The following is a 12920-nucleotide window of genomic DNA, read 5'->3' on the forward strand; positions in this document are numbered from 1 at the left end:
CGGGTGACCAGAACAGTGCAGGCATCATCAGCCCGTGCGGGCGGTTTGGGGAGGAATGCCATCTCCGATTGCTGGGGCAATTGTAGGGCGAATGAGGCAGTGAGGGCAATCGGCAGCCCGGCATGGGCGATCAGGGTTGCTGCCGATCCCGATCCGCCCGGACGAACACGCCCAGATCGTCAAATTCAATCTGGTCCTTGTTTACCCAGAAAAAGGACGGGCAATTGCCACCGGCCAGCAACGGCGCTTTTGCCGGGAGCTTGGCGTCCTCCCGGGTTGCTGCGCTGTTTTCTTTCAATTCGGTACGGGTGTCCACAACCCGAACGCCAAATGGCGCTTTGCAGGTTTTGCCGTTAAAGGTGATGGCCTCTTTGTTTATGGTCAGCACTTTGCCAAGCAGCGCTTTGGCATGGGGAATGCCGCCCCCCATTTCTGCATAGCCGACCACTTCGGACACGACCCATTTGCCGGCAAAATCGTCCACAGTGGGTGGCTTGGCCCGGAGGGGGGTGATACGGCACCGAGCGCCAGCAGGAAGAGAACAGAAGTCGCACACATCATGGGCTTTTAGCACAAAAGGCTGGATTGGGTGCTTCCGCCAGCTTGGAGAGATCAGCGGAACCGCTCCTCCAGCCGTTTCAGCAAATTGCTGGCGCTGTAGTAATCCAGCCTGAAGGTATCGAGCCCCACCGCATACACGCGGTCTGCGGCCACGGCCGGGTTGCGGGCAAGGAACTTGTTGGCCTTCACCTGGCGGGTGGTGCTGTCATCTGCGGAGAACAGCAGCATGGTCTGGCCTTGCAGGCCGTCGGCCATTTTCTCGCCGCCCAGCTGTACGATGTCCTTGCGCACGCCCATGCTGGTGTTGCCGCGCACGCTGGCGGGCACAGTGGCCAGCGTGAAGCCCAGCTCGGTCAGCAATTTGCCTTGCGCGGATTCGGCAGTCCAGACATTGGCGCCGGTATCGTCCTCGTAATACACCAGCGCGCTGGTAGGTTGCGGCGGCAATTTCAGCCGCGCGCGGGTTTGTTGTAATTGTCCGGCAAAGCGGGCCACCACGGCATTGGCATCCTGCTCGTGCCCGGTCATCACGCCTAGCTGCAGGGCCAGTTCTTCCCAGCTTTTGTTGTCGTAGTTGATCACCACGGTGGGGGCGATCTGGCTCAGCTGCTCATACAGCCGGATGGCGGAATCGCCGCCGGTGCCGGCAATCAGGATCAGGTCTGGCGCGGCATTGACGATGGCCTCGGCATCGGGTTCGCCGTTGTAGAGCGGCTGCACCTTGCGCGCCTTGGCGATGCTGCTCCACTGGCGGAAGAAGCCTTGGTCATCAGTTACCGTACTGTTGGGCGAGCTGGCGCCGCTGCCCACCACCGGCGCATTGATGGCAAGCAACGCGCCGGTGAGCGTGACGCTGGTGGACACGATGCGCTGCGGCTGCGCAGCCAGCGTGACCTTGCCCTTGCTGCTGTCTACCGTGCGCGGCCAGCCCTGCTGGCCAGCGCTACCGGTACTGGCCGCAGCAGCAGGCGCGCTACCAACCGGCGCGGCCGGGCCGGGTTTGTCGCCGCAGGCACTCAGTACGCTTGCGCACAGCAGCGCGATAAAGCCGCTGCGGGCTACTTTCAGGATGTTCACGATAAAACCTCATGCATGGATGGAACTGCCTGCGCATGGCGCGGTCTGCAATGATGCCAGCATGTACCGCTGCTTGCTGCAGCTTGCCACCGGGCGGACGTGGGTTTGACGTCTTCCCTGTGGTGGTGTTAAGTTTAGTACAAATAGAAATGCTTCGCATTTGCAATTGAGCGATGGCCTGATCAAAGGCCGATCGCGTTGAGCAAGAATATCTGCACGATTCCGGCCGGTTTTACTGCCTGATCATCACCTGCATTGCAGATGCAGTAGTGGCTCTGCTGCCACGTACCCGCACCGTAGCGGGTTGCGGTGATGCCAGCTTGGCCATGGCAAGCCAGCAAGCGTGCTGCCCGCAACGGGCCGCGTTTCCGCCAGCCCGTTCCCGTAATACCCCGTACCGGCGGCCAGTGTCGCCCGGGCACACCACAACCACCACAAGAGGAAAGGCCCGCCGCGCCTTGCGCGCCGTGCCTGTTGCACCATGCCCAGGAAATTGCTGCTTGTTTCATTGATCGTGCTGGCCGCGTGCAAAGCGCCAGAGCCGCCCGCATCGCCACCTGCCAGCGAAGTGGCCTTTACCGCGCTGAAGGCCGAGCAGGTCACATTGCAGCATGAATTCCCCGGCCGCGCGGTGGCGTACCGGGTGGCGGAAATCCGCCCGCAGGTTTCCGGGCTGATCCGCAAGCGCAACTTCGAAGAAGGCTCGCTGGTGGCGGCAGGGCAGTTGCTGTACCAGATCGAGCCCGAGCGCTACCAGGCTGCTCACGACGAAGCCGAAGCGGCGCTGGCCAATACCCGCGCCGGCCTTGCCAGCGTGCGCGACCGGGCCAGCCGCTACGACGCGCTGATGGATGTGGAAGCCGTCAGCCGCCAGCAGCAGCAAGAAGCGCACGAGGCGTATGTGCAGGCGCAGGCCAATGTGCGCGCCGGTGAAGCCGCCGCACGCCGCAGCCGCGTGGATCTGGCCAACACGCGCCTTACCGCGCCGATTGCCGGCCGGGTGGGGCGCTCCACGGTATCGGAGGGCGCACTGGTGCGTGACGGGCAGGATGCCGCGCTGACAGTGGTGCAGCAGCTGGACCCGATCTATATCGACTTCGTGCAATCGAGCCAGCAATGGCTGCAGCAGCAACGCGGCAACAAGCCGGGTTCGCTGGCGGGCGCACGTGCAAAGCTGGTGCTGGAAGACGGCAGCGTTTACCCGCATGCAGGCAATGTGCGGCTGGCTGAATCCAGCGTGGATGCCGCCACGGGTGCGGTCACGTTGCGTGCGCAGTTCCCCAATCCGGATGGCGTGCTGCTGCCGGGCATGTTCGTGCGTACCGTGGTGGAAATGGGCAAGCGTGATGGCGTGCTGCGCGTGCCGCAGCAAAGCGTGACGCGCAATCCGCAGGGCAAGCCGGTGGCGCTGGTGGTGGCGGCAGACCAGCGCGTGGAGCAGCGGGTGCTGACCACTGAAGGCACCGATGCCGATCACTGGATCGTGACTGCCGGCCTCAAATCGGGCGAGCGGCTGATCGTGGAGGGCGGCCAGCGGGTGAAGCCGGGTGACAAGGTCAAGGCGGTGGCGCTGGCCAAAGCGGATGCCAGCCCCAGTCCCGATAAGGCGGTGAAGTAAGCGATGCTGAGCCAATTCTTTGTTGATCGCCCGGTATTTGCCTGGGCGGTAGCGGTGGTGATCATGCTGGCCGGCGTGCTGGCGATGCGTGGCTTGCCGGTATCACAATACCCGGATATCGCGCCGCCATCGGTGATGGTGATGGCCACCTACCCAGGCGCATCGGCCAAGGTGGTGGAAAGCAGCGTCACCCAGGTGCTGGAGCAGGCGCTGAAGGGGCTCGATGGCCTGCTGTACTTCAACGCCTCCAGCGATTCGGCCGGCGCCAGCGAAATCATGCTGACCTTCCGCCAGGGTGTCGATCCGGACATGGCGCAGGTGCAGGTGCAGAACAAGGTCAACCAGGCCGCCAACCGGTTGCCGCAACCGGTGCAGCAGCAGGGGCTGACGGTTGCCAAGATGCAGAACAGCTTTTTGATGATCGTCGCGGTATACGACCAGAGCGACCGGCTCAGCGATACGGAAATCTCCGAGTGGCTGGTGAATACGCTGCAAGACCCGCTCAGCCAGGTACAGGGCGTGGGCTCGGTGCGCATGTTCGGTACCGGCTACGCGATGCGCGTATGGCTGGACCCGCACAAGCTGATGAACTTCGGCCTGATGCCGGGCGATGTGGTCAGCGCCATCCAGGCGCAGAACACCGAAGTGTCGGTGGGCGAGCTGGGCGCGCGGCCAGCAGCGGATACGCAGCGGCTCAATGCCACCGTCACCGCGATGTCGCGGCTGCAGACGGCAGATGAATTCCGCAACCTCATCCTCAAGGCACGCAGCGGTGGTTCGGTGGTGCGCCTGGGCGATGTGGCGCGCGTGGAACTGGGCAGCGAGGATTACCGTGGTACGTCGCGGCTGAACGGCCATCCGTCGTCGGGCCTGGCCATCATGCTGGCGCCGGGCAGCAATGCGCTCAGTACCGCCAATGCGGTGAAGGCGCGCATCGATGCAATGAAGCCGGGTTTTCCGGCCGGCATCAAGTACCACTATGCGGAAGACACCACGCGCTTTGTCGAGCTGTCGATCAAGGGGGTGATCAAGACGCTGCTGGAGGCCGTGCTGCTGGTAGTACTGGTGATGTACGTATTCCTGCAGAACTGGCGTGCCACGCTGATCCCGGCCATCACCGTGCCGGTGGTGCTGCTGGGCACGCTGGCGGTGCTGTCGGTGGCCGGGTTCTCCATCAATACGCTGACGCTGTTTGCCATGGTGCTGGCCATCGGCTTGCTGGTGGACGACGCCATCGTGGTGGTGGAGAACGTCGAGCGCATCATGCACGAGGAAGGCGTGGATGCACGCACCGCCACCCGGCAGTCGATGCGCGAGATCACCGGTGCGTTGGTGGGCATTGCGCTGGTGCTGAGCGCGGTGTTCCTGCCCATGGCGTATTTCGGTGGTTCGGTCGGCGTGATTTACCGGCAGTTCTCGGTGACCATCGTTGCGGCCATGGGGCTGTCGGTGATCGTGGCGCTGACCTTGACGCCGGCACTGTGCGCCACCTTGCTCAAGCCGGTGGGCGCGGCCAAACAGAACCGTTTCTTTGCCTGGTTCAACCGCCGCTTTGAAGCCGGCCAGCTCAGTTATGGCCGGCGCCTGCAATGGTTGCTGGCGCGGCCGGTGCGCATCTGCATCATCTATGCATTGATCGGTGCCGCCACTTATTGGGGTTACCAGCGCCTGCCTACCGCTTTTGTGCCGGAGGAAGACCAGGGCACGGTGATCATGCAGCTGAGCCTGCCGGCAGGGGCGACCTTCCCGCGTACCGATGCGGTGGTGAGGGCGGTGGAGAAACATTTCCTGGAAAAGGAAAAGGCCAATATCGACGGTATCTTCACCCTGGCCGGTTTTGGCATGGGTGGCTCCGGGCAGAATTCCGGCATGGCCTTCGTTTCGCTGAAGGACTGGGCACTGCGCCCCGGAGAAGAGAACTCGGCACAGGCGATTGCCGACCGGGCCTCCGCCGCGCTGTCGGATTTGCGTGATGCCGATGTGTATGGCTTCGTGGTGCCGCCGATCGAGGGGCTGGGGCAAACCAACGGTTTCGAGTTCTGGCTGCAGGATACCGCCGGCCGTGGCCGCGAGCACTTGGCGGCGGCCAGCGGCCAGTTGATGGAAAGCCTGGCGGGTGAACCCCGGCTGACGGGCGTGCGTGATGGTGGCAGCAACGACATGCCGCAGCTGCATGTGGAAATCGACCAGCACAAGGCTGCGGTACTGGGGCTGGATCTGGGCGACGTGAACCGCACCCTGAGCACCAGTTGGGGTGGCAGCTACGTGAACGACTTCGTGCACGATGGCCGGCTGAAAAAGGTGTTCGTGCAGGCCGATGCGCCATACCGCGCCAGCCCCGAGGATATCGGCGACTGGTTCGTGCGCGGGCAGGGGGGCGAGATGACACCGTTCTCCGCGTTCAGCAGCACGCGCTGGGAGCATGGCCCGTCGCGGCTGCAGCGCTTCAACGGCGTGGCCGCCACGCAGCTGTTCGGTGGTTCGGCACACGGTGTGAGTTCCGGCGATGCCATGGATATCGTCGAGCGCGCCGCCGCACGCAATACCGATACCTTGCTGGAATGGAGCGGGCTGTCGTATCAGGACAAGCTGTCCCGCGGACAGGCGCCAATGCTGTTCGCGGTATCGATCCTGTTCGTGCTGCTGTGCCTGGCTGCGCTGTACGAGAGCTGGGCGGTGCCATGCGCGGTGCTGCTGGTGATTCCGCTGGGGATACTGGGTGCGGTGCTGGCGCTGACCTTGCGCGGCCTGCCCAACGATATCTACTTCCAGGTGGGCTTGCTGACCACCATCGGGCTATCGGCAAAGAACGCCATCCTGATCATCGAGTTTGCCGAGAACGCGGTGCGCAACGGTGCGCCGGCGCTTGAAAGCGTGATTGCCGGTGCACGGCAGCGGCTGCGGCCCATCCTGATGACCTCGCTGGCATTCGGCGCTGGCGTGATCCCGCTGGTGCTGGCGCACGGTCCGGGATCCGGCAGCCAGCATGCCATCGGCACCGGGGTGCTGGGGGGCATGATTTCGGCAACGGCGCTGGCGATCTACTTTGTGCCGTTGTTCTATGTACTGTTGCGGGGGCGCAAGAAGGGTGCAGTTGCTTGAGGGCGGCATGGGGGATGCCCGCTGTGCGCCAATCCGGATGGCAGCCCGGCGTCCGGTTAAGGGGCCCCGCTACCCGAAGCGCCACCAGTAGCGGTGGCGGCGCCCGGGGCAACGATATGCTGCCTTGCTGTATCAGGCCTCTGCCTTGACGAAGGCACTACGCCGGATATGCAGCAGCGATAGCAGGTAGACGGCAATCGCCGCGGCCGGCAGCAATGCGCCCACCCAACCGGTGGCAGTCCAGCCCAGGCCGGCGGCGATGGCGGCGCCGCCCAGCCAGGCGCCCAGTGCGTTGGCGATGTTGAAAGCAGAGTGGTTGAGCGCGGCGGCGAGGGTTTGCGCGTGTTCAGCCACATCCATCAGGCGGATCTGCAATGCGGGGCCGAGCGCGGCGCCGGTGCCGATCAGCAGGATGTTGATCATCGCCAGTAGCGGGTAATGCGCGGTGAAGAAGAACAGACCGGTGACGACCACGTTCCACACCAGGATGCCGCCGATGGTGGGCATCAGCGCGCGGTCGGCCAGCCAGGCGCCCAGCAGGTTGCCCACGATCATGCCCACGCCGAACAGCGCCAGCACCACGGGCAACCACGATTCGGCCAGGCCAGCTACGTGCGTCATGGTTGGCGCCACGTAGCTGAATACGCAGAACACGCCACCGAAACCGAGCGAGCCTACGCCCAGCGTCAGCAGTACCTGCTTGCTGCGCAACGCGCTGAGTTCGCGCATGGGGCTGGCGGCGCTATCGCCCGCTTGCCTGGGTACCCAGCGGTGAATCAGCCAGCAAGCCAGCACGCCGATCAGGCCGACAAATACAAAGGCCATGCGCCAGCCGAATGCCTGGCCCAGCCACGCGGCCAGCGGCACACCCACCAGCGTGGCGCCGGTCAGCCCCAGCATCACCCGGCCCACGGCCTGCGCGCGTTGCGCGGCCGGCACCAGTGATGCAGCCACCAGCGCAGCCACGCCAAAGAAGGCGCCGTGCGGCAGGCCGGCAAGGAAGCGCACCACGATCAGCGATAGATGATTGGGCGCCAGCGCACTGGCAACATTGCCGAGTGCAAAGCACGCCATCAGCGCGATCAGCAGCAGATGACGCGGCCAGCGCGCCGCCAGCGCGGCAATCACCGGCGCGCCAACCACCACGCCCAGCGCATACGCGCTGATCACGTAGCCGGCCTGCGGCACGGTCACGTGCAACTGGTCTGCCACTTGCGGCAGCAGGCCCATGATGACGAATTCGCCGGTGCCGATGGCAAAGCCGCCAAGGCCCATGGCGAGTTCTGCCTTGGCGCTCTGGTGTGAACGGGCGGCGGCGGGAGAGGGGTTATTTTGCATGCGATGTGCCAGAGCCGGTAACGGTCGGTAAGGGGGGCATCAGCGTGTGGTTGTGCCCCTGAGTGCGCTGCCAAATCGATACAGCATTGACTGGTGCGCAGGCGACTATCGTAACAGCAGCAGCTTTTTTTGCCATCAAGGGATGACCTGATCCGCGTGCCGCCCGGTGCAGATAGCGCGTGCTGGCGGTAACTGCCGGCGGGGCGGCAGGCACGGGCGCTGCATGCATATTCATCATGCAAAAGTTTGATTGGGAATGCCCTGCCAGCGGGCTTAGCCTGAGCAATCGCAACATCACTCATACCCGGCTGGAGAAAAAATGACCACAGCAGTGCTTGATCAGGTGATCACCACACAACCGAACCTGAAGCATCTGTTCGATGAATTGCACGCGCAACGCGTGAAGAGCATGGCCCCGGCTGACCTTGCCAGCAATATCCGGCAGCGCCAGTACCTGAAGGACACCTTCGATGCCGCCAGCGCGGCGCAGGTGGGTGATGCCTTTCCCGACTTTGTGCTGGAAGAGGTGAACGGTGGCCAACTGACGCGTGACGCCTTGCTGGCAGATGGCCCGCTGGTGCTGGTGTTCTTCCGCTTTGCCACCTGCCCGGCCTGCAATATCGCGCTGCCGTATTACCAGCGCACGCTGTACCCGGCACTGCAACAGCTGGGCGCCAGCCTGCTGGCGGTCAGCCCGCAACAGGTGGACCGGCTGGGCGAGATCAAGAGCAAGCATGGTTTCGAATTTGCAGTGGCCAGCGATAGTGACAATCAGCTGGGCCACCAACTGGGCATCGTCTACCAGTATGACGATGCATCGAAAGCGGCGGCCCTCGCCAAGGGTTACGCGATCGGCGAGATCACCGGTACCGGCAAGTGGGAACTGCCGATGCCCACCGTCATCGTGCTCGATCGTGCCGGGGTGATCCGCTTCATCGATGTGGCGCCGGACTGGCTGGACCGTACCGATGTCGGCCCGGTGCTGGCCGCCGTCAGGGCTGCACGGTAGCGGGCAGCCCTGCGCTGAAGCCGGCTGCAATCGACGCGCCAAACTGGCGTACCGGTTGCAGCAGGTTGCCCAGCTCTTCCAGGTGCACCAGCCACAGATTGACCTCCAGCTTGAAGTCGGTGACATCCAGCGCCATCAGGCTGTCGCGGTGGCGGCTGGCCGACAGCAGCGAATGGGGCGTGAGGCCGATGCCCACGCCGCTGGCCACCAGGCCCAGTTGCAGTTCGGTGCCGAAGGTATCCAGGTTGACCTGCAGCGGCAGCCCCTGCGCAGCCAATGCGCGCTGCAGCTTGTTGCGGAAGCCGCAGCCTTCCGGATTGAGGATCCAGCCATGCTGGTGCAGATCGCGCAGCGTATACGGGCGCTCGGCAAAATCGCAACGCCGGCCCACCGGCACCATTTCCAGCGCCAGCAGGTTATCCACGCTGACGTGCTCGGGAAAGGCGAAGCCGGCCGGCATCAGCACCGTGGCGGCATCCAGATCGCCACTGGCTACCTGGGTGATCAGTCTGGCGCTCCAGTGCGTGGAGAGCTTGGCCTGCACATCGGGAAAGGACTCGGATAAATCCTTGAGCGCATCGATCAGCACGTAATCGCCGATTACTTGCGTGATGCCAAGGCGCAAGTCACCCGCCGGGGCGGTATTGCTGGCGGCCAGTGTCTTGAGTGCTTTCAGCTCGCGCAGCACCGCCTGGCACTGATCGAACACGCGCCGTCCCATCGGCGTGGGCTTGGGCGGCTTGGTGTTGCGGTCCAGCAGGTCGATACCCAGCGCGCTTTCCAGGTTCTGGATACGCCGGGTAATGGCGGGCTGCGTGATATGCAGGACCTCGGCCGCATGGCTGATCGACTGCTTCTGGACCACGGCGACGAACGCTTTGATGTCTTCAGTTTTCATGTGTTTGTTGCATGAAATACATGCAAATAATGCATTGGATTAATTATTTTGGCACGGATAAGCTTGCTCGTAAATAATCAAAAAGAAGATAAATTATATCTTTAATTCTGTTTAATTATAAGCAATCGACCGTACGCAATGTGGAAAAAACACCATGTTGCAGCCAACGCAGCATCGGTAACGCCTGATGGCGCTATCTGCTACACGGGGCGGTCGCGGAGATCGCGATGTCTAAAAGTTTGTCCCTGCCGCTGGATGCAGGCGTAGCAGAAAAGGCCACACCCAAGGCAGGGCGCGTGCGGATCGCGCAGCGCCTGTCCGGCCTTGCGGGCCTTTCGCGCATTGCCAGCCCGCTGGTGTTGCTGCTTCTCTGGGAGCTGGCCAGCCGGCTGGGCTGGTTGCCCACCCGCATCATCGCCGCGCCGTCTGCCATCGTCGGCACCTTTGCCGAGATGGTGTGGTCGGGTGAGTTGCCGTCGCACATGCTGGTGTCGCTGGCGCGCATCGCCAAGGGCCTGAGCATTTCCATCTTCACCGGTACCGCCCTTGCGCTGATCGCCGGCCTGTCGCGCCGTGGCGAAATCATTGTCGATTCGCCGTTGCAGATGCTGCGCACCTTGCCGTTCCTAGCGCTGGTGCCGCTGTTCATCCTGTGGTTCGGCATCGGCGAGACCCCGAAGATCGCGCTGATCGCCTTCGGCACCGTCTTCCCCATCTATCTCAACCTGTACAGCGGCATCCGCAGCATCGACGTGAAGCTGATCGAAGCCGGCATCAGCCTGGGGCTGACGCGTGCAGAGCTGATCGTGCACGTGATCCTGCCCGGCGCATTGCCATCCTTCCTGGTGGGATTGCGCTACTCGCTGGGCATCTCATGGCTGAGCCTGGTTGCGGTGGAGCAGATCAATGCCACGGCCGGCCTGGGCTACCTCGTCAACAGCGCACGTGACTTCATGCGTACCGACATCATCGTGGTCTGCCTGCTGGTGTACAGCCTGCTGGGCCTGTTTACCGATTTTCTGGTGCGCACCATCGAGCGCCACGCGCTGGCATGGCGCCCTTCCTTCCTGCGGAGCTGAACAGCATGACGCCCTTTGAACGTGTTGATCTGAATAAAGCCGATCTCGAGCAAGCCGATCCGAGTAATGCGGATCTAGCCAGAGCCGTTCACGGCAAAGCTGACCTGAACAAGACCCCGCCGGCAGGCAAGGCGCTGGCGGTCACCGCACGCAATGTGGTGAAAGCCTTTGGCGAGCGCAAGGTGCTGGACGGACTGAGCCTGGATATCGCACCGGGCGAGTTCGTGGCGCTGCTGGGGCGATCCGGCTGCGGCAAGACCACCTTGCTGCGTGCGCTGGTGGGCATCGACGCCATTACCAGTGGCACGCTCAGCATGCCGCCGGTGCGCGCAGCGGTATTCCAGGAGCCGCGCCTGATGTTGTGGAAGCGCGCCTGGCGTAACGTGGCGCTGGGGGTGCGCAAGCCGGATGTGCAGCAACTGGCACTCAAGGCGCTGGCGGAAGTGGGCCTGGCCGAGCGCGCGCATGCGTGGCCGGCTACGCTGTCCGGCGGCGAGGCGCAGCGCGTGGCGCTGGCGCGCGCATTGGTGCGCGAGCCGCAATTGCTGCTGCTGGATGAACCCTTCGCCGCGCTGGATGCGCTCACCCGCATCCGCATGCACCAGTTGATTCTTACCCTGTGGCAGGCCCATCTGCCCGCGGTGCTGCTGGTGACGCACGATGTGGATGAAGCGCTGCTGCTGGCTGACCGCATCCTGGTGATGGCCGATGGCAAGGTGGCGGCGGAAATCAGCAACGCCGGCGCCCGCCCGCGGCATATCGATGACCCGCAGCTGCAGGAAAAGCGCCGCCAGTTGCTGGCGTTGCTGGGGGTGGAAGAAAAGCCTACCTATGCCGCTTATGTGGCCCAGCAGGGCGCGCAACTGGATGCGCTGCATGCGGCCCAGCTGGAGGCGCGGCGTGATGCTGAGGCCCAGCTCCAAACAGAAACCCAACCGGAAAACCATTCAGAAACCCAACGTATCCGGGTGGCCGCATGAGCGCCGCACTGCAAATCGCCAGCGCCGACATCGCCAGGCTCGATGCCGGTAGCGCATTGCGCCACCCCGAGCCCGGTACGCCGGAATGGGATGAGCTGCTGCTGGCACTGACACACCGCTTTGCCGCTACCGCTGCCGTACATGACCGCGATGCATCGTTCCCGCATGCCAACTTCGCTGCGCTGCACGAGCATGGCCTGCTGTCGCTCACCGTGCCGCGCAGCCAGGGTGGTGCCGAGGCCACCCTGGCGCAGGCCGCCAGCGTGATCCACGCAGTGGCGCGGGGCGAGCCATCCACCGCGCTGGTGCTGGTGATGCAGTATTTGTTCCAGGTGATGATAGGCCGCAGCACCGCCTGGCCGGCGCACCTGCGGGAGCGGGTTGCGCACGATGCGGTACAGAGCGGCGCACTGATCAATGCGCTGCGTGTGGAGCCGGAGCTGGGCACGCCGGCGCGCGGGGGGCTGCCGGCCACTGTGGCGCGGCGCGTGCCCGAGGGCTGGCGCATCAGCGGGCGCAAGCTGTACTCCACCGGCATCCCCCGGCTGACCTGGCTGGCGGTGTGGTCGCGTAGCGACGATGCCGATCCGCTGGTGGGCAGCTGGCTGGTGCACCGCGATACGCCGGGCATCAGCGTGATCGAAAACTGGGATCACCTGGGCATGCGGGCCAGCGGCAGCCACGAAGTGGTATTCGATGATGTGCTGGTGCCGGCTGACCATGCGGTCGACGTGCAACTGGCCAGCGCGCCCCCGCGTGCCGATGGCGGTTTTTTCTCGTGGACCAGCGTGCTGCTGTCCGCGCTGTACGACGGCGTTGCCCACGCCGCGCGTGACTGGTTCGTGCAATGGGCGCACTCGCGCGTTCCCGCCAACCTGGGTGCGCCGCTGTCCAGCGTGCCGCGCTTTCAGGAAGCGCTGGGCGAGATCGATGCGCTGCTGTTCGCCAGTAAGACCATCCTGCATGCGGCCACGCAAGGGCAAACCGCGCCCACCGATCAGGGCTTCATCAAATACATCGTGACCGGCAACGCCATCGCGGCGGTGCAGAAGATTGCGGAAATCAGCGGCAACCCGGCGCTCAGCCGCCACAACCCGCTGGAGCGCCACCTGCGCGATGTGCTGTGCAGCCGCATCCATACCCCGCAAAACGACGCAATTCTCACTGCGGCAGGCAAGAGCGGGTTCGCCCGCCATGCCGCATCCACTCTGGCCCCGTTCTGACGGTCTGGCCGCCGTTCAAGCTCTCAAGGAGAAGT

Annotated in this window: 10 protein-coding genes and 1 riboswitch; of the genes, 6 read left to right on the plus strand and 4 right to left on the minus strand. The window is 64.1% G+C overall.

What is annotated here, in order from left to right:
- Window positions 1–11 precede the first annotated feature (11 nt).
- Window positions 12–75: riboswitch (Fluoride riboswitch) on the minus strand.
- Window positions 76–130: 55 nt separating this feature from the next.
- Entirely contained in the window at window positions 131–484 is a 354-nt protein-coding gene (locus IGB42_RS14725; protein WP_159672933.1) for a hypothetical protein, read from the minus strand.
- Between the two features lie 128 nt (window positions 485–612).
- Window positions 613–1638, minus strand: a complete 1026-nt coding sequence (gene fepB, locus IGB42_RS14730; RefSeq protein ID WP_236822598.1) for a Fe2+-enterobactin ABC transporter substrate-binding protein — start codon at window positions 1636–1638, stop codon at window positions 613–615.
- 481 nt (window positions 1639–2119) lie between these two features.
- On the opposite strand from fepB, the gene IGB42_RS14735 reads away from it, so the two are divergent.
- Together IGB42_RS14735 and IGB42_RS14740 are read left to right on the plus strand one after the other, a co-directional pair.
- Window positions 2120–3256 carry an efflux RND transporter periplasmic adaptor subunit gene (locus IGB42_RS14735; RefSeq protein ID WP_159672935.1) on the plus strand — a complete coding sequence of 379 codons (1137 nt, stop codon included), beginning with the start codon at window positions 2120–2122 and terminating at the stop codon, window positions 3254–3256.
- Window positions 3257–3259: 3 nt separating this feature from the next.
- The gene (locus tag IGB42_RS14740) at window positions 3260–6358 is read left to right on the plus strand and encodes an efflux RND transporter permease subunit (protein WP_159672937.1); all 3099 of its coding nucleotides are present in this window, start codon (window positions 3260–3262) and stop codon (window positions 6356–6358) included.
- Between the two features lie 132 nt (window positions 6359–6490).
- Here IGB42_RS14740 and IGB42_RS14745 read toward each other — a convergent pair whose 3' ends face one another.
- Window positions 6491–7696: an MFS transporter gene (locus tag IGB42_RS14745; RefSeq protein WP_159672939.1), complete on the minus strand. Its 1206-nt coding sequence runs from the start codon at window positions 7694–7696 to the stop codon at window positions 6491–6493.
- Window positions 7697–8015: 319 nt separating this feature from the next.
- Here IGB42_RS14745 and IGB42_RS14750 point away from each other — a divergent pair, with 319 nt between their 5' ends.
- Complete coding sequence (locus IGB42_RS14750) at window positions 8016–8705, plus strand: peroxiredoxin-like family protein (protein ID WP_159672941.1); 690 nt, start codon at window positions 8016–8018, stop codon at window positions 8703–8705.
- Here IGB42_RS14750 and IGB42_RS14755 read toward each other — a convergent pair.
- The gene (locus IGB42_RS14755) at window positions 8689–9603 is read right to left on the minus strand and encodes a LysR family transcriptional regulator (RefSeq protein ID WP_159672943.1); all 915 of its coding nucleotides are present in this window, start codon (window positions 9601–9603) and stop codon (window positions 8689–8691) included. The genes IGB42_RS14750 and IGB42_RS14755 overlap by 17 nt on opposite strands.
- 227 nt (window positions 9604–9830) lie before the next feature.
- On the opposite strand from IGB42_RS14755, the gene IGB42_RS14760 reads away from it, so the two are divergent.
- The 3 genes from IGB42_RS14760 to IGB42_RS14770 are packed head-to-tail and all read left to right on the plus strand — an operon-like array spanning window position 9831 to window position 12885.
- A complete protein-coding gene (locus IGB42_RS14760) occupies window positions 9831–10682 on the plus strand; it encodes an ABC transporter permease subunit (RefSeq protein WP_159672945.1) in 852 nt (283 codons plus the stop codon).
- Between the two features lie 5 nt (window positions 10683–10687).
- On the plus strand, window positions 10688–11662 hold the full coding sequence (locus tag IGB42_RS14765) for an ABC transporter ATP-binding protein (RefSeq protein ID WP_159672947.1): 975 nt from the start codon (window positions 10688–10690) through the stop codon (window positions 11660–11662).
- Window positions 11659–12885 carry an acyl-CoA dehydrogenase family protein gene (locus tag IGB42_RS14770; RefSeq protein WP_159672949.1) on the plus strand — a complete coding sequence of 409 codons (1227 nt, stop codon included), beginning with the start codon at window positions 11659–11661 and terminating at the stop codon, window positions 12883–12885. The genes IGB42_RS14765 and IGB42_RS14770 overlap by 4 nt, the downstream gene beginning before the upstream one ends.
- The last annotated feature ends 35 nt before the right edge of the window (window positions 12886–12920 follow it).

Origin of the sequence: Andreprevotia sp. IGB-42 (assembly GCF_009848685.1) — a bacterium.
Taxonomy (GTDB): Bacteria; Pseudomonadota; Gammaproteobacteria; order Burkholderiales; family Chitinibacteraceae; genus Andreprevotia.

Excerpts from the sequence above, each read along its gene's own strand:
- IGB42_RS14765 (WP_159672947.1), top strand. The coding sequence starts at position 10,688 with ATGACGCCCTTTGAACGTGTTGATCTGAATAAAGCCGATCTCGAGCAA.
- IGB42_RS14745 (WP_159672939.1), bottom strand. The coding sequence starts at position 7,696 with ATGCAAAATAACCCCTCTCCCGCCGCCGCCCGTTCACACCAGAGCGCC.
- IGB42_RS14735 (WP_159672935.1), top strand. The coding sequence starts at position 2,120 with ATGCCCAGGAAATTGCTGCTTGTTTCATTGATCGTGCTGGCCGCGTGC.
- IGB42_RS14760 (WP_159672945.1), top strand. The coding sequence starts at position 9,831 with ATGTCTAAAAGTTTGTCCCTGCCGCTGGATGCAGGCGTAGCAGAAAAG.
- IGB42_RS14755 (WP_159672943.1), bottom strand. The coding sequence starts at position 9,603 with ATGAAAACTGAAGACATCAAAGCGTTCGTCGCCGTGGTCCAGAAGCAG.
- IGB42_RS14750 (WP_159672941.1), top strand. The coding sequence starts at position 8,016 with ATGACCACAGCAGTGCTTGATCAGGTGATCACCACACAACCGAACCTG.
- IGB42_RS14770 (WP_159672949.1), top strand. The coding sequence starts at position 11,659 with ATGAGCGCCGCACTGCAAATCGCCAGCGCCGACATCGCCAGGCTCGAT.
- IGB42_RS14740 (WP_159672937.1), top strand. The coding sequence starts at position 3,260 with ATGCTGAGCCAATTCTTTGTTGATCGCCCGGTATTTGCCTGGGCGGTA.